Annotated in this window: 23 protein-coding genes and 1 riboswitch; of the genes, 2 read left to right on the top strand and 21 right to left on the bottom strand. The window is 64.6% G+C overall.

The genetic code is table 11. The annotated features are described in order from the left end of the window. Positions 1-15: 15 nt before the first annotated feature. From ACUYMZ_RS05660 to ACUYMZ_RS05640, 5 genes are all read right to left on the bottom strand, one after another. Positions 16-1,428 carry an L-serine ammonia-lyase gene (locus tag ACUYMZ_RS05660; RefSeq protein WP_481602382.1) on the bottom strand — a complete coding sequence of 471 codons (1,413 nt, stop codon included), beginning with the start codon at positions 1,426-1,428 and terminating at the stop codon, positions 16-18. A 202-nt stretch (positions 1,429-1,630) separates the two neighbouring features. Continuing rightward, positions 1,631-2,017 carry a glycine cleavage system protein GcvH gene (gene gcvH, locus ACUYMZ_RS05655; RefSeq protein WP_426006148.1) on the bottom strand — a complete coding sequence of 129 codons (387 nt, stop codon included), beginning with the start codon at positions 2,015-2,017 and terminating at the stop codon, positions 1,631-1,633. 54 nt (positions 2,018-2,071) lie between these two features. Continuing rightward, on the bottom strand, positions 2,072-3,205 hold the full coding sequence (gcvT, locus tag ACUYMZ_RS05650) for a glycine cleavage system aminomethyltransferase GcvT (protein ID WP_481602381.1): 1,134 nt from the start codon (positions 3,203-3,205) through the stop codon (positions 2,072-2,074). An 11-nt stretch (positions 3,206-3,216) separates the two neighbouring features. After that, positions 3,217-6,063 carry an aminomethyl-transferring glycine dehydrogenase gene (gene gcvP / locus ACUYMZ_RS05645; RefSeq protein ID WP_481602380.1) on the bottom strand — a complete coding sequence of 949 codons (2,847 nt, stop codon included), beginning with the start codon at positions 6,061-6,063 and terminating at the stop codon, positions 3,217-3,219. A gap of 182 nt (positions 6,064-6,245) precedes the next feature. Next, positions 6,246-6,342, bottom strand: a riboswitch (glycine riboswitch). A gap of 94 nt (positions 6,343-6,436) precedes the next feature. Next, positions 6,437-6,976: a TetR/AcrR family transcriptional regulator gene (locus ACUYMZ_RS05640; RefSeq protein ID WP_426006145.1), complete on the bottom strand. Its 540-nt coding sequence runs from the start codon at positions 6,974-6,976 to the stop codon at positions 6,437-6,439. A gap of 74 nt (positions 6,977-7,050) precedes the next feature. On the opposite strand from ACUYMZ_RS05640, the gene ACUYMZ_RS05635 reads away from it, so the two are divergent. Further along, on the top strand, positions 7,051-8,601 hold the full coding sequence (locus ACUYMZ_RS05635) for an MFS transporter (RefSeq protein ID WP_481602379.1): 1,551 nt from the start codon (positions 7,051-7,053) through the stop codon (positions 8,599-8,601). A gap of 69 nt (positions 8,602-8,670) precedes the next feature. Here the strand turns inward: ACUYMZ_RS05635 and ACUYMZ_RS05630 are convergent, their stop codons facing one another. Further along, positions 8,671-9,486, bottom strand: a complete 816-nt coding sequence (locus tag ACUYMZ_RS05630) for a sigma-70 family RNA polymerase sigma factor (protein ID WP_426006143.1) — start codon at positions 9,484-9,486, stop codon at positions 8,671-8,673. Between the two features lie 223 nt (positions 9,487-9,709). Between ACUYMZ_RS05630 and ACUYMZ_RS05625 the strand changes: the two genes are divergently transcribed. After that, complete coding sequence (locus ACUYMZ_RS05625; RefSeq protein ID WP_426006142.1) at positions 9,710-10,207, top strand: flagellar protein FlgN; 498 nt, start codon at positions 9,710-9,712, stop codon at positions 10,205-10,207. Here ACUYMZ_RS05625 and csrA read toward each other — a convergent pair. The 15 genes from csrA to ACUYMZ_RS05550 all read right to left on the bottom strand — a co-directional run bounded on the left by csrA (position 10,178) and on the right by ACUYMZ_RS05550 (position 22,370). Then, on the bottom strand, positions 10,178-10,453 hold the full coding sequence (csrA, locus tag ACUYMZ_RS05620) for a carbon storage regulator CsrA (RefSeq protein ID WP_426006141.1): 276 nt from the start codon (positions 10,451-10,453) through the stop codon (positions 10,178-10,180). The two genes, ACUYMZ_RS05625 and csrA, sit on opposite strands and share 30 nt — an antisense overlap. Before the next feature lie 4 nt (positions 10,454-10,457). Then, on the bottom strand, positions 10,458-11,498 hold the full coding sequence (locus tag ACUYMZ_RS05615; protein ID WP_481602378.1) for a hypothetical protein: 1,041 nt from the start codon (positions 11,496-11,498) through the stop codon (positions 10,458-10,460). Continuing rightward, positions 11,476-13,524 carry a flagellar biosynthesis protein FlhA gene (locus ACUYMZ_RS05610; RefSeq protein ID WP_481602377.1) on the bottom strand — a complete coding sequence of 683 codons (2,049 nt, stop codon included), beginning with the start codon at positions 13,522-13,524 and terminating at the stop codon, positions 11,476-11,478. The genes ACUYMZ_RS05615 and ACUYMZ_RS05610 overlap by 23 nt, the downstream gene beginning before the upstream one ends. Further along, complete coding sequence (locus ACUYMZ_RS05605; RefSeq protein WP_481602376.1) at positions 13,521-14,606, bottom strand: EscU/YscU/HrcU family type III secretion system export apparatus switch protein; 1,086 nt, start codon at positions 14,604-14,606, stop codon at positions 13,521-13,523. Before ACUYMZ_RS05605 ends, ACUYMZ_RS05610 begins: the two co-directional genes overlap by 4 nt. Then, positions 14,606-15,364, bottom strand: coding sequence for a flagellar biosynthetic protein FliR (locus tag ACUYMZ_RS05600; protein ID WP_481602375.1), 759 nt, complete (start codon positions 15,362-15,364; stop codon positions 14,606-14,608). Before ACUYMZ_RS05600 ends, ACUYMZ_RS05605 begins: the two co-directional genes overlap by 1 nt. A gap of 1 nt (position 15,365) precedes the next feature. Further along, positions 15,366-15,641: a flagellar biosynthesis protein FliQ gene (gene fliQ, locus ACUYMZ_RS05595; RefSeq protein ID WP_387438055.1), complete on the bottom strand. Its 276-nt coding sequence runs from the start codon at positions 15,639-15,641 to the stop codon at positions 15,366-15,368. Further along, the gene (gene fliP / locus ACUYMZ_RS05590) at positions 15,641-16,435 is read right to left on the bottom strand and encodes a flagellar type III secretion system pore protein FliP (protein WP_481602374.1); all 795 of its coding nucleotides are present in this window, start codon (positions 16,433-16,435) and stop codon (positions 15,641-15,643) included. Before fliP ends, fliQ begins: the two co-directional genes overlap by 1 nt. Positions 16,436-16,530: 95 nt before the next feature. Continuing rightward, on the bottom strand, positions 16,531-17,034 hold the full coding sequence (gene fliO / locus ACUYMZ_RS05585; RefSeq protein WP_481602373.1) for a flagellar biosynthetic protein FliO: 504 nt from the start codon (positions 17,032-17,034) through the stop codon (positions 16,531-16,533). Beyond that, positions 17,035-17,739, bottom strand: a complete 705-nt coding sequence (gene fliN / locus ACUYMZ_RS05580; protein WP_481602372.1) for a flagellar motor switch protein FliN — start codon at positions 17,737-17,739, stop codon at positions 17,035-17,037. After that, entirely contained in the window at positions 17,736-18,632 is an 897-nt protein-coding gene (locus ACUYMZ_RS05575; protein ID WP_481602371.1) for a flagellar motor switch protein FliM, read from the bottom strand. Before ACUYMZ_RS05575 ends, fliN begins: the two co-directional genes overlap by 4 nt. Positions 18,633-18,698: 66 nt before the next feature. Next, positions 18,699-19,517 (bottom strand): OmpA/MotB family protein, encoded by an 819-nt coding sequence (locus tag ACUYMZ_RS05570; RefSeq protein ID WP_426006133.1) that lies wholly within the window; start codon positions 19,515-19,517, stop codon positions 18,699-18,701. Next, complete coding sequence (locus ACUYMZ_RS05565) at positions 19,514-20,287, bottom strand: motility protein A (protein ID WP_481605820.1); 774 nt, start codon at positions 20,285-20,287, stop codon at positions 19,514-19,516. Before ACUYMZ_RS05565 ends, ACUYMZ_RS05570 begins: the two co-directional genes overlap by 4 nt. A gap of 49 nt (positions 20,288-20,336) precedes the next feature. Continuing rightward, positions 20,337-20,618 (bottom strand): flagellar FlbD family protein, encoded by a 282-nt coding sequence (locus ACUYMZ_RS05560; protein WP_481602370.1) that lies wholly within the window; start codon positions 20,616-20,618, stop codon positions 20,337-20,339. Between the two features lie 132 nt (positions 20,619-20,750). Next, positions 20,751-21,923 carry a flagellar hook protein FlgE gene (locus ACUYMZ_RS05555; protein WP_442424744.1) on the bottom strand — a complete coding sequence of 391 codons (1,173 nt, stop codon included), beginning with the start codon at positions 21,921-21,923 and terminating at the stop codon, positions 20,751-20,753. Positions 21,924-21,962: 39 nt separating this feature from the next. Continuing rightward, positions 21,963-22,370 carry a flagellar hook assembly protein FlgD gene (locus tag ACUYMZ_RS05550; RefSeq protein WP_481602369.1) on the bottom strand — a complete coding sequence of 136 codons (408 nt, stop codon included), beginning with the start codon at positions 22,368-22,370 and terminating at the stop codon, positions 21,963-21,965.

The raw sequence follows: 22,370 nt of genomic DNA, 5'->3' as shown, positions 1-22,370 counted from the left end.
CGACAGCGAACAGACTCAGCATTCGACGACGTTGACGGCGAGGCCGCCCATCGCGGTTTCCTTGTACTTGTGGGACATGTCCTTGCCGGTCTCGCGCATCGTGACGATGACCTCGTCCAGGGAGACCCGGTGCGTGCCATCACCCCACAACGCCATCTTGGCGGCGTTGATCGCCTTCGCCGCAGCAATCGCGTTCCGCTCAATACACGGAATCTGCACCAACCCGCCAATCGGATCACACGTCAAACCCAGGTTATGTTCCATCGCGATCTCCGCCGCGTTCTCCACCTGAGCCGGAGAACCACCCATCACCTCAGCCAACCCCGCAGCAGCCATCGACGACGCCGACCCCACCTCACCCTGGCACCCCACCTCGGCACCGGAAATCGAAGCCTGCTCCTTGTACAACACCCCCACCGCACCAGCAGCAAGCAGGAACCGCACCACCACATCATCCCGGTCAGCCTGCGAGGCCTGATCCATCCCCGGGGCGTAATGCAACGCGTAATACAGCACCGCCGGGATAATCCCCGCCGCACCATTGGTCGGAGCCGTCACCACCCGCCCACCGGAAGCGTTCTCCTCATTCACCGCCAGGGCGATCAGGTTCACCCACTCCTGCCAATACTTCGGATCATTGCGGTCCTTGTCCTCCTTCAACAACCGCTCCAACCAATCAGGCGCACGACGCTTCACCCGCAAACCGCCCGGCAACACACCCTCACGCTTCAGACTGGTCTCAACGCAGGCCTCCATCACAGACCAGATATGCAAGAGCCCTTCCCGGATCTCCTCCTCCGACCGGGACGCCCGCTCATTGATCAACATGATGTCGCTGATCCGCAAGCCCTTGGACGAGCACCGCCCCAGCAACTCCGCCGCCGTCCGGAACGGCAACGGCAACTCAGCCTTGGACTCCTCCAACTCAGCCCGCGCCGTGTCTTCCTCGCCCTCACGGACAATGAACCCACCACCCACCGAGAAAAACGTCGCCTCCCTCAGCACGTTCCCCTCAGCATCAGAAACAGCGAACTTCATCCCGTTCGTATGCCGCGGCAACACCGTCAACGGATGCAACACCATATCCTCCACCGCATACGGCAACTGGACACCGTCACCGGAAGCACCGGCCAGATTTAAAACACCCGTCTCAGCGATCGCGGCAAGCCGCTCCTCCACTTCCTCGGGGAGGATCAGCTCAGGGTGGTAACCCTCCAAACCCAGCAACGTTGCTGTCATGGTTCCGTGGCCACGCCCGGTCGCCGCCAACGAACCATACAAATCAACCCGCAACGAAGCCACCGAGCCGAGAACCCCCTCGTCCTTCAACTCGCCGGCGAACACCGCCCCGGCACGCATCGGCCCCACAGTATGCGAGCTCGACGGGCCAATGCCCACGGAGAACAGATCGAAAACACCAACAGCCATAGCCGGGATCCCTTTTATACAGCTTGAAAACGGTCCGGCAGATGGTCCTGCCGGATGGCCGCTACCGCTTGTGGCGGAAGACGACCGAAGTACGACGCCGGATGGCCCCCAAAGGCGGCAATCCGGCGTCGCAATTTTATTGAGTTACTACAAGTCCACGCTACGCCTGCCAGCGACGGTGGTGCCCTTCGGAACGGGCGGCTTAACCCAGGTCTCCGCCGTTCTTGGAGGCGTATTCCTCTGCCGACAGCAGCGGGCCGTCAGACTCGGCAGCGACCTTGAACAGCCATCCCTGGCCGTAGGGGTCGTTGTTGATGAGTGCGGGGTCGGACACAACGGCGTCGTTGATCTCCGTGACCTCACCGGTGACGGGCGAGTACAAGTCCGAGACGGACTTGGTGGACTCAACCTCGCCACACGTCTCGCCTGCAGTCACGGTGGAACCGACCTCGGGCAGGTCGACGTACACGATGTCACCCAGCGCGTCGGTGGCAACCTCGGAGATGCCAACAGACACCGAGTTTCCCTCCCCACGCAGGACCCACTCGTGTTCGTCGGAGTACTGAAGTTCAGGCGCTACTTTGGGCATTCTGTTTCCTAACTGTGGTTGATCAAAAACTATGACAGGCTCGGGCCTGCCTAACTACTTTTGGCGCTTGTAGAAAGGCAGTGCGACTACTTCGAACGGCTCGGGCTTCCCGCGAAGGTCTACATCCACAGCAGTCCCGGGCTCGGCCAAAGCAACGTCCACATAAGCGAGGACCACAGGGTACCCGAGCGTCGGGCTCGGCTGGCCGGAGGTCACTTCGCCAACAACGGCTCCGTCCTTCACTACGGGGTAGTGCGAGCGGCCGGCACGTCGACCCAGGCCCTTGAGGCCCACGAGCTTGCGACCAGTAGAGGAACCCGCGCCGGAGGCCTTTAAGGCAGCGAGTGCTTCCTTGCCAACAAAGTCGCCTTCCTTGGACAGCGCCACAACGGGCCCAAGTCCGGCAGCGAACGGATTACCTTCGCGGGAGAGCTCGTTGCCGTACAGGGGCATGCCGGCCTCGAGGCGCAGGGAGTCGCGCGATGCAAGGCCTGCCGGAACCAGTTCACCATCCTCCGCAACAGCCGAAATCGCCTGCCACAGCGCGGCGGCGGATTCGTTGGGGACGAAGATCTCGAAGCCGTCTTCGCCGGTGTAGCCGGTGCGTGCCAGCAGCAGGTCCTGTCCGGAGCCGGCCACCAGGAAAGTCACCTCGACTGCGGCGTAGTACTTCAGTTCCGTGACCAGCGGGTGCTGCTCGGCCGGAACCAGGCGCAGCAGGATCGCTTCCGCAAGCGGCCCCTGAACGGCGATCAACGACGTCGACGATGAAGCATCCTCGACCACGACATCAAAGCCCGCGGCGCGCTGCAGCAGTTCAGATGCGACCACAAAGGCATTGCCGGCGTTCGGCACCACCAGGAATTTATCGGCACCACGACGGTACACAATCAGGTCGTCGATGATCCCGCCGTCTTCCTGGCAGATCAGGGAGTACTTGGCTTTTCCGTCGGCCATGGCGGAGATCTTGCCCACCAAGGCGTAATCCAAAAACTCCGCTGCCTGCGGTCCGGTGACCCAAACTTCGCCCATGTGGGAGAGGTCGAACAGGCCGGCGGACTTCCGGACGGCGTGGTGTTCAGCCAGCTCGGAGGTGTACTTAAGCGGCATCTGCCACCCACCGAAGTCCGTGAAAGACGCGCCGAGCTTCTTGTGCTCCTCGTAGAGGGCTGTGTGCTTCTCAGTCATTGCCATTTCCCTTAGTTCTCGAACGCTTCGATTGGCGGGCAGGAGCACACCAGGTTGCGGTCGCCCGCTGCACCGTCGATGCGTCCCACCGGCGGGAAATACTTGTCCTGCTTCAGGTGGTGGACGGGGAAGGCGGCCTGCTCACGCGGGTACGCGCGGTCCCAATCGGAACTTACGACGGCGGCTGCCGTGTGGGGTGCGCGGCGAAGCGGGGAATCCTGCACGGAGAAGTCGCCGTGGGCCACCTGGTCGATTTCCTTGCGGATGGTGATCATGGCTTCGATGAAGCGGTCGATCTCCACGAGGTCCTCGGACTCCGTGGGCTCCACCATGAGGGTGCCGGCAACCGGGAAGGCCAGCGTGGGCGCGTGGAAACCGAAATCGATGAGGCGCTTGGCCACATCTTCCGCGGTAACGCCGGTCTTGGCCGTCAGTTCGCGCAGGTCCAGGATGCACTCGTGGGCCACCAGGCCGGCTTCGCCGGTGTAGAGGACCGGGAAGTAATCGTTGAGGCGTGCTGCGATGTAGTTCGCCGCCAGCAGTGCGGACTTGGTTGCTTCAGTGAGGCCCTGGCCCCCCATGAGCTTAACGTACGCCCAGGAAATCGGGAGCACACCGGCCGAGCCGAAGCGCGACGCCGAGATCGGGACATCGTTACCTTCGGTCCAGGAGGCAGCATCCCCCGGCATGAACGGCGCGAGGTGTGCCTTGGCAGCAACCGGGCCAACGCCGGGTCCGCCGCCGCCGTGCGGGATGCAGAAGGTCTTGTGCAGGTTCAGGTGGGACACGTCGCCGCCGAACTTGCCCGGCTGTGCCAGGCCAACGAGTGCGTTGAGGTTGGCGCCGTCGATGTAGACCTGTCCTCCGGCCTCGTGGACGGCGTCGCAAACCTCGCGAACGTCGGCGTCGTAAACACCGTGGGTGGACGGGTAGGTGATCATGATCGCCGAGAGAACGTCGCGGTTGGCTTCGATCTTCGCCTTGAGGTCAGCGTGGTCGATGGTGCCGTCAGATGCGGTAGCGACAACAACGACCTTCATGCCGGCGAGCACAGCCGAGGCGGCGTTGGTGCCGTGGGCCGAAGCCGGGATCAGGCAGACGTTGCGCTGCTGGTCACCCCGGGAGTGGTGGTAGCCACGGATCGCGAGGAGGCCCGCGAGCTCACCCTGCGAGCCGGCGTTCGGCTGGATGGAGACCTGGTCGTAACCCGTGATCTCGGTGAGCTGGGCTTCGAGGTCTGTGATCAACTCGCGCCAGCCAGCGGTCTGGGAGTCCGGGGCGAACGGGTGGATCGAGGCGAACTCGGGCCAGGAAATGGCTTCCATCTCAGCGGTGGCGTTGAGCTTCATGGTGCACGAACCGAGCGGGATCATGGTCCGGTCCAGCGCGAGGTCGCGGTCGGAGAGCTTGCGGATGTAGCGCAGGAGCTGGGTCTCGGAACGGTGCGTGTTGAACACCGGGTGCTGCAGGTAATCGCTGGAGCGCTCAACGGAAGCTTCGAGCGCGAAACCCTCCACGGATTCCAGTACCGGGGCGCCGAACACTTCAAGGACACCGCCGACGATGTCGGCTGTAGTGGTTTCATCAACCGAGATACCCACAGTGTCCGCGTCGACGCCGCGCAGGTTGATGCCGCTGGCCTCTGCGGCAGCGACGAGCTCGGCGCTGCGGCCCGGTACGCGGACCGTGATGGTGTCGAAGAACGAACCGTGCAGGACCTCGACGCCGGCGGCCCTCAGGGAGGCGGCAAGGGTGCGGGCGTGCTGGTGCGCCGTCTCGGCGATTGCCTTCAGTCCCTCGGGACCGTGGTAGACCGCGTACATCGAAGCGACGATCGCGAGCAATGCCTGCGCGGTACAGATGTTGGACGTGGCCTTCTCGCGGCGGATGTGCTGCTCACGGGTCTGCAGCGCCAGGCGGTAGGCGGGGACACCGGCGTCGTCCTTGGAAACGCCCACCAGACGGCCCGGCATGGAACGCTCCAAGCCCTTCTGGACGGCCATGTAGGCGGCGTGCGGGCCGCCGAAGAACAGCGGCACGCCCAGTCGCTGGGCGGAACCCACGGCGATATCGGCGCCCTGCTCGCCGGGAGGAGTGATGAGGGTGAGCGAGAGAAGATCGGCTGCGACGGTGACCAACGCGCCCCGCTCTTTCGCCGCGGCGATCACGGCGGAGTGGTCGAAGACTCGGCCGGAAACGCCCGGCTGCTGGAGGACGACGCCGTTGATGGCACCTTCCGGGAGGCCGAGGGAAAGATCAGCGACCTCAACCTCGAAACCGAGGGCCTCGGCACGGCCCTTCACGATCGCGATGGTCTGCGGCAGGCAGTCGGCGTCCAGGACGGTCTTGCCATCCTGGGCAGCCTTGTTCTTGTTGGCCCTGCGCATCATGAGGACGGCTTCGGCCACGGCGGTGGCTTCATCCAACAAGGACGCGTTGGCGATCGGCAGGCCAACAAGGTCCTGGACCATGGTCTGGAAGTTCAGAAGTGCCTCAAGACGGCCCTGGGAGATCTCGGGCTGGTACGGGGTGTAAGCGGTGTACCAGGCAGGGGACTCGAGGATATTGCGGCGGATCACCGGCGGGGTAATGGTGTCGTAGTAGCCCTGGCCGATCATCTGTACGGCCGTCTTGTTCTTTGCGGCCAGCTTGCGGAGTTCCGCCAGGACCTCAACCTCGGAAAGGGCGTTCTGGAGGGTCAGCGCCACGTCCTGGCGGATGTCGTTGGGAACCGCGGTGTCAACGAGCGAATCGACGGAGTCGTATCCGACGGACTTCAGCATGGTTTCAACGTCGGCCTGGCGGCGGGCACCGATATGCCGGTCAACGAAGGTGGTGGAGGCAGAACTAACCGTCACGAAGGAACTCCAATACTTGGGCGGCGCGTGGGTACGCCGCAGCTACTCGGGTTCCTCCCCGCTCTGTATTGGACCTGAGAGTTTCCGCGCGTTGTCTGCACAACGATCGCTTGCACCGTCGGTGAGCACGGTAGGCCCGCGCCGGTGGTGACGCGTTCCTGCCTGCTGCTTTCCAGAGTTGCCTCGCCGCGGCGGTGCATGGGCCTGAGAGATTCCTGGGGAGGGTTTGCTCCTACGGCGCCTGCATCACGTACTGCAGGACTCTCCCGCCGCAGATCAAAGGCTTGTTCAGTTGTCTGTGGGCGCTGGGAAGGCGCGCCACAAGGCTTAATTGTCCTACGCGGCGGGCGCCGCCGCAAATGGTGCAGGCGGCCTATGCCCGCAGGCGCTCCAGCACCTTCAGGAGAATCCCGACGTCGGCCTCCCGCCTGCCGTCGCCCGTCTCCTGGCCGCCCTCGAACATCGCGTTAAAGTACAGCCCATCCCCCATGTAGCTGACAGCCTTGGCCACGTCGGGCCCCACATCCTCAGCCAGGACATCCAGCCACTGTTGCTGGATACCGGCGAACCGCCGTCGTGTTTCCTCATGGGCGACCTCCGCCAACCGGGTCGCCGCCACGAAGGCCCGGTCCATGGGCGTCCCCGCCCACAACGAAGAGCGGATGAAGTAGGCAGCCGCTCCATCGGGAGCAGCTTTCATCTGTTCAATGTCTTCCTGCGCGAGGTTGTCGAGGCGTTCCAACAGCGCCGCGATCAGCGCCTCCTTGTTAGGAAAGTGGTAGAGCAGCCCGCCCTTGGAGACACCGGCGCGCTTGGCTACGGCGTCGAGCGTGGCGGCCCGTTCGCCGACCTCGATCAGGAGGGCTTCGAAGGCATCCAGGACCGAGTCCTTGGCTACTGGTTTTCGTGGCATGGGTTCCATCATCCCCTATTGCTGTGGGCATTCCGAAGTTGAAACTATACCGTCCAGACGGTACAGTTATTGCCATGTTCACCCAGTCTTCGACCCCAGCAACCCCTGTCCGCCAGCAGTCCGCGCAGGACCGGGCACCGTGGCGCGACTGGGCAGCACTGGCCCTGCTGATGGTCCCGGTGCTGCTGGTCGCCGTCGACAACACCGCCCTCACCTTTGCTCTTCCGGAAATCGCCCGGTCCCTGGAAGTTGGCGGTGTCCAGTTGCTCTGGATCGTGGACTCCTACCCGCTGGTCCTGGCCGCCCTGTTGGTCTCCATGGGCAACCTCGGCGACAGGGTCGGACGACGGCGGCTGCTCATGATCGGCAGCACGGGCTTCGCGGCGGTGTCGGCTGCTACAGCGTTCGCGCCGTCCGCCGAGTGGCTGATTGCCGGCCGCGCCGCCCTGGGCGTCTTCGGCGCCATGCTGATGCCCTCCACCCTCTCCTTGATCCGGAACATCTTCACGGATCCCAACCGTCGCAGGCTCGCCATCGCGGTGTGGGCCGCCGGCTTCTCCGGAGGCGCTGCGCTGGGCCCCATCTTTGGTGGCTGGCTGGTGGAGCACTTCTGGTGGGGTGCCGTGTTCCTCGTGGCGACCTTCCTGCTGCTTCCCTTGCTCGCTCTCGGCACCACGCTCATCCCCGAGTCCAAGGACGCCAATCCCGGCCGGGTGGACGTGCCCAGCATTGCGCTGTCCATCCTGACCATGGCGCCGTTCGTCTATGGCATCAAGGAATCCGCCGTCCATGGCTTCGGGGCGACCGCCCTGGCATTCATGGTGTTTGGCCTGGTCATGGGCACAGTGTTCGTCCGGAGGCAGCGCCTGTTGGAGAACCCCATGCTGGATGTCCGCCTCTTCGGCAACAAGGTGTTCAGCACGGCGATCGTGGCCAACGTCCTGTCACTGTTCTCCATGACCGGGTTCATCTACTTCTTCGCCCAGCACCTGCAGTTGGTGGAGGGGCAGTCCCCCATGGAAGCGGGCATCGCCATGATTCCGGCCCTGCTCGCCACGATTGTTGCCGGACTGTTGGTGGTGCCGCTGGTCAAACGGATCAGGCCTGGATTCGTGGTCGCCGCCGGCCTGAGTTTCAGTGCCGTGGGCTACCTGGTGGTTGTGGTGGGAGACCACGGACACGGGCCGGTGTTCCTGCTGTCCGCCCTGACCATCCTTGCCGTTGGCGTGGGAGCAGCGGAAACAATCTCCAATGACCTGATCCTGTCCTCCGTCCCGGCCGACAAATCCGGAGCCGCATCCGCCATCTCCGAAACGGGCTATGAACTCGGATCCCTGCTGGGCACCGCAGTGCTCGGTTCCATCCTGACGGCGTCTTACCAGCACAACCTCGTCCTGCCCGAAGGCCTGTCCAGCCAAGCCGCCGGAAACTCCGGGGAGACACTGGCCGGAGCCGTGGATGCAGCCGCGGCTCTCCCTGCACCCTTGTCTGATGCCCTCACCTTGGCCGCCCGGGTCGCCTTCGAATCCGGCGTCCACATCACGGCGGCGATCGGGCTGGTACTGATGGCTGGAGCGGCAGTGCTTGCCGCCGTCGTACTCCGCAGGGTGCCCAAGGCGCACTAACGGCGCGTCCAGGCAGTCGCAGCAGGAAGCCCGGGCCATCCCACGGCCCGGGCTTCCGGCTGCCTGCTGCTAGACGGCTTGATTGAGCGAGGACCCAAGGCCCAGGCCCCGGGTGATCCCTCCGGTGGTCGCCGTGGCCAGCGCAGCCAAGTAGTCATTGCGTCGCCGGGCGGTGATTCGGGATTCAGGTTCAAAGGGCTGGTCGGGGTTGTCCGCGTAATGGGCTGCCAGGCCGTCGCGCATGAGGCGGATGCCCTCGGCCCGCTGCTGCGACACTGCGGCGTGGGTCGAACCGAGTTCCTCGGCAAGGTCCTTCACGGAACGGCCGGCAAGGTAGATCTCCTGGATCACGAAGCGCATCTTCTCCGGAAGGGAGTCGACGGCGGCCCGCAGATACTTGATGCGCTCGTCCGCGAGGACAGAGTGTTCAGGGGACGGAGCGCCGGAGGCCACGGTATCTGCCACCACCTCGTCCAGCGAACTGAGCGTCCGGGCGGCATCGGCCAGGGCAGCTTCCACATGGCTGCGTTCCACGCCCAAGGCAGAGGCCAACTCCGGCACCGTGGGAGTACGCCCCAGCACGCCGGTGAGGGTTTCCTGGACGGCCATGGTTTCCTTGATGCGCTTCCGGGCCGAACGGGTGGCCCAGTCGCTGGCCCGCATCTCGTCAGCAAAGGCACCGATGATCCGACGGCGCGCAAAGGCACCAAAAGGAACACCGAGATCCGGATCAAAAGAATCAGCGGACGCAATAAGGGCCAACGACCCCACGGAAGCAAAATCGTCGCGCGATAAATGTGACGCACGCGCGCAAAGGTCAGAGACCAGGTAACCAACGAGCGGAAGGTGCTGCAACACCAGCTCGTTGCGCTGTTCGCGATTCAAATGTAAGTCCCCCCATGAGACCGGATTATTGAGTTGCAACGGACCCTGAACAGCTGTTCCACCGGCGCCGGGAGACCAATCACGGCGACGTTTCAGGACTTCGTCCAGGTACGTGTTCAGTGAACATATCACCTGAAAACGACTCTGCGTGTACGCTCGACACAAGAAACCAAAAAGCCTGCTAAATCGTCATTCAGGCTTTGCAATAAATGATTGGGGAACCGTGGGGGCGGACGAACTGTCGGCAACGCTGTGGCGTGAGCGAAGGCAACTGGATTTCCTGCTTTTTCTCCTGGAAACACAGCTCCTGCATCTCCGGGCAGGCAACTGGCACCGGTTGAATTTCACTGCCACCGAACTTGAAAAGGTTCTGGAAAACCTCCGTTTCGAGTCCCTTGCCCGCGGCGTGGAGGCCGCCTCTTTGTCGGCCGAATGGAAGGCTCCCCACCACACCACTTTGCCCGGCCTGGTATCTGCAGCGCCGCCTGGACCGTGGCCGGGACTTTTGGGCGAGCATCTGCAGGGCATGGCGGAATTACAGGCAAAGATCGACAACGCGGCCTCGGATAATGCGGCAGCCCTTCAGGCCGGGCCGCCGCCCGGGGCTCCCGGCCCGGACGAACTCGCGGACCTTGCCGTGCAGGCCAATGTTGGCCGGGCGCTTGCGGCGGTTAGCGCGGCATCTCTTCCGTCACTGCGCGATTTCCTCGGGCCTGCCTGACGGGACGTCCTTGCGGGCGGCTGGGGGTTGGAGGCCGGCCAGGAGCTGTTCGGCGTCGGGTCCCGCCTGGGCTGCGGCGAGGTTGGCGGCCGCGATCGCCTCCACCACCTCGCTGCGCTGGATGGAAACACCCCGGGGCGCCTCGATGCCGATGCGCACGCCATCACCCCGGCCCTCCATGACGGTGATGACAATGTCGTCGCCGATCATGATTTTCTCGCCCGGCTTGCGCGTCAGTACCAACATGCTCTCAATGTACCTTTCCCAGCGTGGCTGCTGCTGCGGGCCTGCCATCGACCCATCCCACCGGAAGGCCGAGTTCGTTGACGGTTTCGGGCGTGCCGGTCTGCGCGGCTCCAATGACCGCGAGCGCGTCGACGGCGATTGACTCACCGGCCAGGCCGGCGCGCAACGCGCCCGACCACCCTGCGGTGTCCTCTGCCTTCATCCGGGCGTCGGCCACGACCCACACCTGATCGGGCGCCAGCAGTGCAATGCGTGACGCCTGGCCGGGCGCATCCTCGGCAATCCCCAGCCCGTAAGCAACCACAACGGTATGGCCGGTCAGAACGGCCTGTGCGCGTGCCGCCGTCGCGCTGTGCCGTCCGTCCACGTGGAGGTGGCCGAACGCGGTGAGCTCCCCTGCCGTCCTCACGTCGGCGCCGCCTGCGGCCTGTGACATCTGCAGCGCAACGTCCAGGGCGTCGTCACCCAGGCCCAGGAGCAGGACCAGATCGCCGTCGCCGGCCAGGAGTTCGGGCACCTTGGCAAACGCAGCGCTCGACGGCGGCAGCGTCACCACCGAGGCCGGCGGCACCGCCGGGGGCAGGGCCGGCGGGGGCTCGGCCGGCGGCGCGGATGTCCGTTCCAGTTCCTTGCCCAGTTGTTCCAGCAGCCCGGCGAAATCCGGCGAGGCCGTCGACACGGGGGCAGCCGCAGCGCCGGCGGAGGGCCTGGCCCGGTGCAGGTGAAGCTCCTCGGCGTCGGCCCGTTCCAGCAGCGCTGCAATGGCGGTGCCGTCCAGGTCATGGGCAGAACCGGGGTCGCGTGGGTGCTGGGCAGCCTTGACCGTCATGGCAGGCGCCCCGGGGACCTCCGCCGCAGCCTGCCCTGCAGGCTTGTCGCTGACTTCCACTGTGGCCTCGATCCGGTTGGCCGCGAACAGTCCCACGATTCCCGGATTGGTGACTTTTTCGGCAGCCACAATCCGGGCACCGGGCCCGTAGTGCTGCAGCGCCTTGGCCCGGATCGCTTCCAGGGAGGACCCCTTAAGCGTGTAGCGCTTCGGCATAGCGCACCACCCCCACGGTCTCGATGCGCAAATGGGCCGAGGTGACTTCCCGATACGACAGGACGGGGACACCGCCGTCGGGGGCCGCCACCAGGCGACGCACGGCGGGGCGCAAGGCAGGCGCGCACACCAGCACCGCTTGGCGGCCCGCCGCCGCGGCTTCCTCCACTGCGGTTTTGAGGGACGCCAGGACGCCGTCCAGTTTGGCTTGCCCCATGACGATCTGGGCTCCACCTTCCGCGGGTCTCATGTCCTCCAACATGGACTGCTCCAGGAGGGGGTCGATCATCACCACATTGAGCACCCCTCCGTCCAGGTACTTGGCCGCCAGTGCAGGCCCCAAGGCGTTCCGGGCCGACTCGATCAGGGCCTCCGGGTCGGTTGATACCTTGGCGCGCAGGGCCAGGGCTTCGTAAATCCGGGGAAGGTCGTTGATGGGCACTTGTTCTTCCAGGAGGCCTTCGAGGACACGCTGGATTTCGGCCAGGGAGAGCAGCCCCGGCGTGAGTTCCTCCACTGCGGAGGGACTCTGCTTGCGGACGCCTTCGGTGAGGACGCGTACGTCTTCGCGGGTCAGGAGCCGGGCGGCGTTGGCCGTGATGATTGACGACAAGTGGGTGACCAGCACGGAGACACGGTCAATGACGGTGGCACCGGTCATCTCGGCACTGTGCCTCATCTCCGTGGGCACCCACTTGCCGCTCAGGCCGAACACCGGTTCCACGGTTGCGCTCCCGGGAAGGGCGTCCAGGAATTCGCCGAGGGCCAGGAGCTTGCCCGACGGCGCCACTCCCCTTCCAGCCTCAACGCCGGCGATGCGGATGGCATAGGTGGAAGGTGGCAGGTCCAGGGCGTCCCGGGTCCGGACGGGCGGGACCACGAGGCCCAGTTCCATGGCGATCTTGTGGCGGAGGGAGCGCACCCGGGCCAGGAGGTCGTCGGAAGCGCCGGAGACGATATCCACCAGATCCGGGGCGAGCAGGATCTCCACGGGGTGGATCCGCATCTCTTCCATGAGCCTCTCGTTCGGGTCTTCCGCAGCTTCCACAGCGGCGTCCTCGGCCTCCTGCGCACTGGCACGTGACTTCTGCAGGGCGGTCGCCCGGCGTGAGGCAAACACCAGCAACGCACCCACCAGGAGGAACGGCAGGATGGGCATGCCGGGGATGAAGGCCATGCTGGCTGCGGCCAGGCCTGCGATCAGCAGCGCGTTGGGCGACTGCATCAGCTGGGAGGACGCCGTCCGCCCCATGTCTTCCTCGGCGTTGGACCGGGTAACGATCATGCCGGTGGAGACGGCCATGAGGAGGGCGGGGATCTGGGTGACCAGGCCGTCCCCCATGGTGAGCAAGCCGTACGTGTTCAGGGCATCGCCGGCTTCCATGCCACGCTGGAGCACACCAATGGCGATACCGCCCACGAAGTTGATGATGATAATGATGATGCCCGCGATCGCATCACCTTTGACGAACTTGGAGGCACCGTCCATGGCACCGTAGAAGTCGGCCTCGGCGGAGACCTCGGCGCGGCGTTTCCGGGCTTCGGCGTCCGTGATGAGCCCCGCGTTCAGGTCGGCGTCGATGGCCATCTGCTTGCCCGGCATGGCGTCCAGGGTGAAGCGCGCCCCGACTTCGGCCACACGCTCGGCACCCTTGGTGACCACCACGAACTGGATGACCACCAGGATGAGGAACACCACGGCACCGATGATGAGGGAACCGCCCACGGTGACCTTGCCAAAGGCCTCGATGACCTGGCCGGCGAATCCCTGCCCCAGCACCAGTCGGGTCGAGGCGACGTTGATCCCCAGGCGGAAGAGGGTGGCCACCAGCAGCAGCGAGGGAAACACCGAGAAGTCCAGGGGCTTCTTCACGAACATGCTGGTCAACAGGATCAGCAACGCCAGCAGGATATTGCACACGATCAGGAAGTCGAGCAACGGCGCCGGCAGCGGAACCACCAGGAGCAGCACGATCCCTACGATCCCCACGGGGACGGACAGCCGGGCGAACCTGTTGTTGTTCATGGCTGGAAACTCTCCTTCATGCGATGGATTCCCCGTGCTGCTCCCCGGGTCTTGAGCGACATCACGAACGCAAGAACAGCAGCCACGGCGCGGTAGAGTTCCACGGGAATCTCCTGCCCCAGCCCGCATGCCGCATGGACAGCCCGTGCCAAGGGAATGTCCTGGACCATCGGCACCCCTTTGCTTTCGGCTTCCTCCCTGATGCGGGCGGCGATGATTCCCGCACCTTTCGCCACGACGCGCGGTGCCGAGGTGCCGGCGTCGTACTTCAACGCAACTGCCACGTGCGTCGGGTTCACCAAGACCACATCAGCCTCCCCGATCGCAGCGATCATGCGGTTCCGGCTCATGCTGAGCTGCCGTGAGCGGCGCTGGGACTTCACCAGCGGATCGCCGTCGGTGTTTTTGTTCTCGTCCTGGACTTCCTTCCTGGACATCCGGGTCTTCTTCCGGTTGCGCCGCATCACCACGAAGATATCGGCGGCTGCCAGCACCAGCCCTGCAGCCACGGCGAACTGGATGAGAGCCCCGATCCCGCCCGCGGCAGCGGCGAGCACGCCCGCCACCGGCAAGCCGCCGGCCGTCAGGAGCACGGGCATCAAGCCCTGGATCACGGTGTACAGGACAAGACCCACGACGGCGGTCTTCAGCAGCGCCTTCACCCCGCCCCACAGCGCCTCGGCACCGAACATCCGCTTGAAACCGGCAAGCAAGTTGAAGTGCTCGAACTCCGCACGGAACTTCTTGAAGCGGATACCGCCCTGCAGTGCGGAACCGGCCAGGACCACCACAGTGACCACCAGCAGCAAGGGGCCAAGGATCCCGGCAAGGGACCCCAATCCCGCTTCGAGGGCAGCCACGGCCTTTCCGGGGTCGGGATCGTTCATGACGCTCTTGACCGTGAAGAGTTGGTCCACTGCGGCGTTTGACGCGTGGTCGATGGTGGCCGGAAGCATCGCCGCAGCGCCGCCAACGGCGAGCCAGGCCAGCAGGTCCTGCGACCTTGAGAGCTGGCCCTTTTCGCGGACCTCGCGCATGCGTTTGTCCGTGGCTTGTTCGGTTTTCTCCTGGGAGTCCGCCACTAGCCCACCCCCAGGACAGTTCTTGCGGCCAATTCGGCCAGCGATGCGACCAGGCGCGGCAGGGCCAGGAAGAGGAACCCTGCCAGCGCCAGCGTAATGAAGACTTTCAACGGGAAGCCGAGGGCGAAGGCATTCAGTGCCGGAGCCACGCGCGTGAGGAGACCGAGTCCGACGTCGGCCAGCACCAGGACAACCAGCAAGGGACCGGCGATCTGGACGGCGGAGATGAACATTCCGGTGACGGCACCAACCATGGCGTCCACGGGTTTGCTGAGGTCGATGCCGCCGGCGAGCGGCAAGGCGTTGAAGCTGCCGGTGAGCCCTCCGATGACCAGCTGGTAACCGTCCGAAGCGAAGAGGAGGGCCAGCGCGGCCATCTGCAGCAAACGGGTGAACTGGGCCCCGTTGACCATCATTTGTGGATCGAAGGCCTGGGCCATCTGGAATCCGCTGAAAAGGTCGATCAAGCTTCCCGCGGACTGGATGGCGGCGAACACGGCCATCACCAGGAAGCCAAGGACCAGGCCGGTGACAAGTTCCAGGACTATTGCGGTGATGAATCCCGCGGTGTCTTTGGGGATGGCATCGGCGGAAAGACGCTGCGAGACGGCCAGGCCCAGACCTATGCCGAGCATGGCTTTGATTCGCGCGGGGATGGCGTGGTGGGCGAAGGGAGGCGCCACCACCAGGAAGGCCGTCATGCGTACCGAGGCCAGCAGCAGGACCTGGATCCACGACTGGTCGATGGGAATGTCCACCTCACGCGCCACCGATCAGTCCGGGGATGCGGGTGAAGAGCTCGTTGGTAAAGGTGACCATTTCCGAGATCATCCAATGCCCGCAGACCACCAAGGCGATGGCCACGGCGACAGCCTTGGGCACAAAGGACAGCGTTGCCTCCTGCAACTGGGTGATGGACTGCAGGAGGGAAATGGCCAAACCCACCACCAGGGCGGTGACGAGCGTGGGCGCGGCCAGCTTGGCGGCGACAATCATGGCCTGGAGGCAGATGTCCAGGACTGCGTTGGTATCCATCAGCCGCTCGAATAGCTCTGGATCAGGGACGTGATCACCAGGCCCCAACCGTCAACCAGGACGAACAAAAGGATCTTGAAGGGCAGGGAAATCATCACCGGCGGAAGCATCATCATGCCCATGGACATCAACGCTGCCGAGACCACGAGGTCAATGACCAGGAAAGGAATGAAAATCACGAAGCCGATGATGAAGGCAGCCCGCAGTTCGGAGATCATGAACGCCGGGACCAGGGTCTGCAACGGGACGGCTTCGGGGTTGGCCGGGTTCTCCATGTTTGCAGCCCGCGTCATGAGGGCGATGTCCTCTTCCCGGGTATGGGCCAGCATGAAGTGCTGCAGCGGCGTCCAACCCGCGGACATGGCTCCGTTGAAGTCCAGGCCGCCATTCAAATATGGCTGCACCGCCACCGTGTTGATGTCCGAAACGACCGGCCACATGACGAACAAGGACAGGAAGAGGGCCAGGCCGGCCAGGACCTGGTTGGGCGGGATCGCCGGGAGAGACAAGGCATTGCGGGTCATGGCCAGCACCACGAAGATCTTGGTGAAGGACGTCATCATCAAAAGCAGCGCCGGAGCCACGGACAACAGCGTGATGCCGATCAGGGTGACCACGGCCGAGGAAGGCGTTCCGTCCAGGCCGTTGATGTTGATGCTGACGTTACCGCCGGATCCCGGGTCCGCCGGAGAGGTTGGCGGAGTGGGCTGCGTGGGGTCGATGGGCGCAGCGTTCGCCGCAGTCGTTCCAAGCCACAGCAAAACCGCAGTGAAGAGGACGGCCGACAGCGCCACAAGCCACACCCGGTTGGTCAGCCAGGGCCGTGCTGTCGCTCCCGGCCGCGCTGTTGCCCGGCCGGCGCCGGGGACCCCGGAACAAGCGGAACGGATCAATTGCGGCGTCCCCTGAAGGCATCGGAGGCCTGGCGCCACGTGGAGGCAGAAAGGATGGAGCCGTGCAGCGGATGGGTCTGAGCAGGCGTGCCACGATGCAGTTCAGCCCGACGGCGGACCACGGGAATCTGTCCGGTCACCAGTTCAGTGCGGGGCACCTGGTCCCCGGACGCCTGCCGGAAAAGCTGGGCGAAGCTTTGTTCCCCGATGACCTTCGGCTGGACGGGTTCGATGTCGTCCGCGGGCACTGCCGGAGCATCGCTGCTGTGCAGCACCGTGACATTGTGCTCGGTCACGCCCAACAGGAATCGTTTGTCCCCGGCATCGACCACCACCACGGAAGCCTTCTGGCCCACAGCCTGGCGGCTCACCACGGACAGCGTGGAATCGGCACGACGCCGTCCCTTGCCTTTACCGAGCCTGCGCTGCAGGAGCCAGATCACTGCCAGCACGGCACCGAGGGCCACCACCACCCGCAGCCCGAGGATGAATGAATCCATCTACAGCGTTCCCTCTGCCCCGTCCAGGATGCGGGTGATCCGGACAGCGTAGTCCTGGTCCACCACAACTACTTCCCCATGGGCAATCAGGCGTCCGTTGAGCAGGACATCGGCAGGTGCGCCCGCGGATCGGTCCAGTTCGATCACCTTGCCCGGTTCCAGCGCAAGGGCGTCCCGCACCGACATCCGGGTCCGGCCGATCTCCACGGTCAGCGCCATTTCCACGTTGCTGATGAGGCCCAGGCGGGCACCCAGGTCATCCTGCCCGCCCCGGGAGGAACCGCCGTCGTTATCCCGCACGCGGACAGCGAACCAGCCGAATGCCGTTCCCCCGTCACTGAGCTCGAACACCACCGTGGACGGGTCCTGCAGCAGCCCGGCGGCATCTTCCTCCCGCAACTCCCCCAGCACGCCGGCGTCGAACGCTGATGCGGCCTGTTCCAGAGCGGGACGCAGGACGTCGCCGGCTGAAATCTGCGCGCCCGCAACGGCGCCCCCGGCAGGGGCGAGGAACGAGTTGTCCACGAGCAGGAGAGCAAAATCGGCCGTGGAAGCTCCCACGAATGTTGCAGTCACCGCCGGTGACGCATACGGAGCGGCAACGTCGGCAGGAACGATGCCCGCCACGGTCAGCAGCGAGGAAGCCGGCAAGTGCTGCGCCAGTCGTTCCGCTGCCGCTTCCTGCAGGGTCAAGGTAATGCTCATCGTTGGTGCTCCTCGGTAGTGACAATGACAGCGGCGGCCCGCGACCCGTGGCGGGCAGCGGCCGCGGTGGCCAGGCGGGTGCCGTTGATGGCGACGTCGAACGGCCGGTTCTCCAGGTGCGGCAGCGGCAGGACATCGCCGACGGCGAGGGCCAGGATCTGCGCGGGAGTCACCTGCGCTGGGGTCAACTGGATGGCGACATCCACCGGCACCTGGGCGAGTTGGGCCCGGACGAGGGCCTCGTTGTCGAGGCTGTGGACCGTGGGATTGACATCGCCCAGCCTGGAGAGGAGGACATCTGCCGGAACAGCCAGCGTGGACGCGCACTGGGTCCCGCCCACGTTCACGCTGAATCCGGCAACGATCATCAGCTCGGACGGCGCGGCAGCCTGGGCGAACTGGGAGTTGTACTGGATGCCATCCATGGTCACGGACTGCGTCAAGAGGTTGCCGAGGGAGTACTTCAGGTCCTCAAGGACTTCCTCCACCATGCGGCTGAGAAGGGCGTGCTCGATCTGCGTGAACTTGCGTTCCGGGACGGCCGAGTCCGTGGAACCACCCAGCATCCGGCTGAGCCAGGTCAACGCCGCGGTTGCCGGGAACTGGATGACGAGCCGGGAATCGGTGTCCTCGATCCGGCACAACACCATGGACGTGACCGAGGGCAACGAAGCAGAGTACTCGTCGTAGCTCTGCATGCTGAGGTGTTCCAGGGTCGCCGTGGACTTGAGCCGGACCTTGGCCGTCAGCTGGGTTCCCCACTGGCGGGCGAACGTCTCGAACGCGACTTCCAGGACACGGCTGTGCTGGCGTGGCAAGGTGGTGGGCCTGCGGAAGTCATAGACGTCCACAGTGCGCTGCCGGTCCGCCGCGCGATCTTCCTGTTCTCCCACGGACGGCACTATCGGCCCTTAAGTTGCGGACGTAAGGCGATTTTTCTGCCGGTTTCAGACGGGCGGCTACTTGGCCTTTGCCGCCGCGGCTGAATCCTTGGTCTGTTCTTCCAGTGCGTTGGGAATCAATGCACGGATGTCCTCCGGACGGTCGGAGACGAGCACAATGTCAACGCGACGATTGAGTTCCATGAGCTCTTCCGTGGAGTCGTCCGTGACCTGCCTGGCTGCACCGAAAGCCACCGCCCCTATCCTGCCCGGTGGCATGCCGGATTGGTCCACGAAATATCGCAGGACATTCACCGACCTCGCCGCTGAAAGTTCCCAGGTGGAGGCATAGGCGGTATAGCCCTTGGCTGCGTGGCCCTCAATCATTACTTCCAAGCCGGACCCAACTACGGTAGGTGCAATGGCCTTCAGGATCTGGAGGGCTTTGGGTGTCAGGTCCGGCATGTCCGGTTGGAAGAACGTCTGCGAGCCAACGAGCTTGACCGTGAGTCCGCGCTCCCCCACTACGAACTCCACGTTCTTATCCAGCCCCTGCGACTGAAGCTGGGCCTGCATGGTCCCTTGGAGGGCGGTGAGCTTGGTGACTTCCTGGGTCGCCAGGTCCAGCGGCGAGAAACCCTCTCCGTTGGCCGTAGTCAGTTCGCCGGGAACCACCACGCCACTGGCGGTATCCACTTTCTGGCTGATCTCCGTACCGAAACCCGTGGCCAGGGAATTGCGGAGCTTCTCGAACTTGATCTGGTCCACCGACGACATGGCAAAGAGCACGATGAACATGCACATGAGCACCGTGACCATATCCATGTAGGAGGCCATCCAGCGTTCGTCGACGTGGTGCTCTTCGGGTTGCGCCCCACGTTTCCTGCGCGACCTCATGCGGCCCTGGAGGCTGTCAGCTTGCCGGTCTTGCCGCCGTCGTTGGTTTTGTTGTTCGCGTCCTTGGCCTTGCCCTTGGGGTCGGCCGGAACCATGGCGCGCAGGCGTTCGGCGAGCAGCAGCGGCTGGGTGCCGTTTTGTACCGCGAGGAGGCCTTCCATGAGGAGGTTCATCCGCTCCACCTCAAGCTCGGACAGGCGCTTGAGCTTGGAACTGATCGGGAGCCAGATGAAGTTGGCAGACAGGAGGCCCCACAGGGTGGCAACGAAGGCTGCCGCGATCATCGGTCCAAGATGGTCCGGCGAGGAGAGGTTTTCGAGCACATGCGTCAGCGAGACCACGGTTCCGATAATGCCGATGGTTGGCGCATACCCGCCCAAGGCCGCGAAGAACTTGGAGGCCACATGGTCCGCGCGCATGCGGGTGTCGATCTCGTCTTCCATGAGGAGCCGGAGTTCCTCGGCGTCGGTTCCGTCCGCAATGTTCTGGAGCGAGCGCGCCAGAAACGGATCCTTGGCACTGTTGGCTTCCTCCTCCAGGGACAGGAGTCCATCGCTGCGGGCCTTTTCCGCGAGGCGGACCAGCTCATCGATGCTCGCACCGGCCTTGGCGGGCTTGCCCACGAAGACCTTGGGGACCTGCTTGAACGACTGGATGACATCGGGGAGGGTGTTCCCGGCCAGCCCCACGGCAATGGTTGCGCCGAACACCAACACCATGGGCGCAGGGAGGAGCAGGGACATCAGGTTGGCATGTTCCAGGGTGACCATGACCACCACGGAGGCAAAGGCGAGCAGCAGGCCGATGATTGTCACAGGGCTACCTTCCGTTTCGGGGAGTGGTCGGGTTTTCCGGTTCCGTGGACGCCGGTGGCACCAGGCTGAGCGGGTAGCCGACGGTCCGCGGCAGGTCCTGCGCCCGCCGCAGCACACCCGCACGGTATTCCGCGATCAGTTCCACCACCTCAACCAGCGATTCGCGCACCACGTAAGCGGCGCCGTCGAGCGTCACCAAATGGGTGTCCGGGCTTTCATGGATGCGCTCCAGGATGTCCGGATTGACGGCGAAACGTGTGCCGTTGAGGCGGGTGACAACGATCATGTGCTGTTCTGCTTTGGCTTGGGGTGGGTGTACTTCCTACCATCGGCCGGTCGCGGCGCAGCGTTAGGGCCTGTTAACGAAACCTGCCCCTGCCCTCCCTGATGGAGAGGACAAGGGCAGGAATCCAAGGATCTAGCGCTTCAGGTTGCTCAGTTCCTGGAGAACTTCATCCGAGGTGGTGATGATGCGGGCGTTGGCCTGGAAGCCGCGCTGGGCCACGATCAGGTTGGTGAACTCCTGGGACAGGTCCACGTTGGACATCTCCAAGGAACCCGAGCTGAGGGAACCCAGGCCTGCGTCGCCGGGAACACCCAGCTGGGCTGCACCCGAATTGGCCGTGGCAACGTAGGACGACCCGCCGGCCTTCTCAAGGCCCTCGGCGTTGGTGAAGCGGGCCAAGGCAACGCGGGCCAGGACCTGCGTGCTGCCGTTGCTGAAGGCACCCACCAAGGATCCGTCGGCAGCAAGGGTGAACGACTCAAGTTTGCCGGCCTCCGCCCCGTTGTGGCCTGTGACCGTGAGGGTGCTCATCTGCGCAAACCCGGTGACAGCGCCGAGATCCACGGTGATCCCGCCAACGGTCAAGGATCCACCGGAGGTCAGTGCACCGTTGGCGAAAGTGAGGTTGCCCGAACCCGTCGCACCGTTGGCGTCGGCGCCCGCCACGCTCCATCCGGTGTTCGTGCGGCTGAAGGTGAGGGTGAGGGCACGTTCTGCACCGTTGCCGTCAAATACCTTGACCTGCCGCTCCAACGACGTGCCCACGGCTGCGTCGGACGGCAGGTTCCCGCCCAGGGCTGCCGTTGTGGTTGCCACCGCCGGAGCCGTCGTGTTCGGGGACAACGTGATCGGCCCCGTGAGTCCTCCAACGTTCAACGCGCCGTTGGCGGCGGACCAGCCCTGGAGGATGCCGCCGTCGGGCGCGGTCAAGCGGCCCGCAGCATCCAGCTGGAAGTTGCCCGCACGCGTGTAGAACTGCTGGGTTCCCTTCGCGGTGACGAAGAAGCCCTCACCCGAAATCATCAGGTCGGTCCCACGGCCCGTGCTCTGCGATGAGCCCTGGCCAAAATTTGTGCTGATACCGGCCACCCTGACTCCCAGGCCCACCTGTGCGGGGTTGGAGCCACCGGCCTCGGGCTGCGGCGCTGCAGCACCCTGGGTCAGCTGGGACAAGGTGTCCTGGAACTGCGCTGAGGAGGACTTGAAGCCCGTGGTGTTGACGTTGGCAATGTTGTTGCCGGTGACGTCGAGCATGGTCTGGTGGGCGCGGAGGCCGGAAATTCCGGAGTACAGCGAACGGAGCATGGTGTTGCCTTTCTTCGGGGGTCTGGGTGTTGTCTGTGCTTAGGCGGTGATGCCGGTAATGCTGTCCAAGGGCACCTTTTGGTCGCCGACGCTGACCAGCGGAACCCCGTCAGCGAAGGACACGGAGCTTGCTTTTCCCGAGCCTGTGGTTCCGTCAGCGAGCGCGTAGTCCACGGTGGTGCCGATAATCTGCGCGGCGGCCATGCGCATCTGCAGGGAGAAGCTCTCCTTGGACCCCGCGGTGAGTTCGGTCATTTTCTCCATCATGGACAGCTGTACCGACTGGCTCATCATCTGGTTGGTGTCCATGGGGGCGCTGGGATCCTGGTACCTCAGCTGCGTCACGAGGAGCTTCATGAAAACCTCGGAGTCCATCGTCTGGACGGGCTTGCGGACGGTTTGGCCGCTGTTGGCCTGGACAGCACTGGGGATGGCTTCGATGGTCAT

It is taken from the genome of Arthrobacter sp. T572, assembly GCF_056780115.1.
Note: the sequence above shows the minus strand (reverse complement) of the source record. Positions and strands in the feature narration are given on the sequence as shown.

What these genes read in the sequence shown, in the direction of transcription:
- ACUYMZ_RS05640 (WP_426006145.1), bottom strand. Translation starts at nt 6,976, where the DNA reads ATGCCACGAAAACCAGTAGCCAAGGACTCGGTCCTGGATGCCTTCGAA.
- ACUYMZ_RS05560 (WP_481602370.1), bottom strand. Translation starts at nt 20,618, where the DNA reads ATGATCGTTGTCACCCGCCTCAACGGCACACGTTTCGCCGTCAATCCG.
- ACUYMZ_RS05610 (WP_481602377.1), bottom strand. Translation starts at nt 13,524, where the DNA reads ATGAACAACAACAGGTTCGCCCGGCTGTCCGTCCCCGTGGGGATCGTA.
- ACUYMZ_RS05635 (WP_481602379.1), top strand. Translation starts at nt 7,051, where the DNA reads ATGTTCACCCAGTCTTCGACCCCAGCAACCCCTGTCCGCCAGCAGTCC.
- ACUYMZ_RS05565 (WP_481605820.1), bottom strand. Translation starts at nt 20,287, where the DNA reads ATGGTCACCCTGGAACATGCCAACCTGATGTCCCTGCTCCTCCCTGCG.
- ACUYMZ_RS05550 (WP_481602369.1), bottom strand. Translation starts at nt 22,370, where the DNA reads ATGACCATCGAAGCCATCCCCAGTGCTGTCCAGGCCAACAGCGGCCAA.
- fliN (WP_481602372.1), bottom strand. Translation starts at nt 17,739, where the DNA reads ATGAGCATTACCTTGACCCTGCAGGAAGCGGCAGCGGAACGACTGGCG.
- ACUYMZ_RS05660 (WP_481602382.1), bottom strand. Translation starts at nt 1,428, where the DNA reads ATGGCTGTTGGTGTTTTCGATCTGTTCTCCGTGGGCATTGGCCCGTCG.
- ACUYMZ_RS05555 (WP_442424744.1), bottom strand. Translation starts at nt 21,923, where the DNA reads ATGCTCCGTTCGCTGTACTCCGGAATTTCCGGCCTCCGCGCCCACCAG.
- fliQ (WP_387438055.1), bottom strand. Translation starts at nt 15,641, where the DNA reads ATGGATACCAACGCAGTCCTGGACATCTGCCTCCAGGCCATGATTGTC.
- csrA (WP_426006141.1), bottom strand. Translation starts at nt 10,453, where the DNA reads ATGTTGGTACTGACGCGCAAGCCGGGCGAGAAAATCATGATCGGCGAC.
- gcvT (WP_481602381.1), bottom strand. Translation starts at nt 3,205, where the DNA reads ATGACTGAGAAGCACACAGCCCTCTACGAGGAGCACAAGAAGCTCGGC.
- ACUYMZ_RS05615 (WP_481602378.1), bottom strand. Translation starts at nt 11,498, where the DNA reads ATGCCGAAGCGCTACACGCTTAAGGGGTCCTCCCTGGAAGCGATCCGG.
- gcvH (WP_426006148.1), bottom strand. Translation starts at nt 2,017, where the DNA reads ATGCCCAAAGTAGCGCCTGAACTTCAGTACTCCGACGAACACGAGTGG.
- ACUYMZ_RS05570 (WP_426006133.1), bottom strand. Translation starts at nt 19,517, where the DNA reads ATGAGGTCGCGCAGGAAACGTGGGGCGCAACCCGAAGAGCACCACGTC.
- fliO (WP_481602373.1), bottom strand. Translation starts at nt 17,034, where the DNA reads ATGGATTCATTCATCCTCGGGCTGCGGGTGGTGGTGGCCCTCGGTGCC.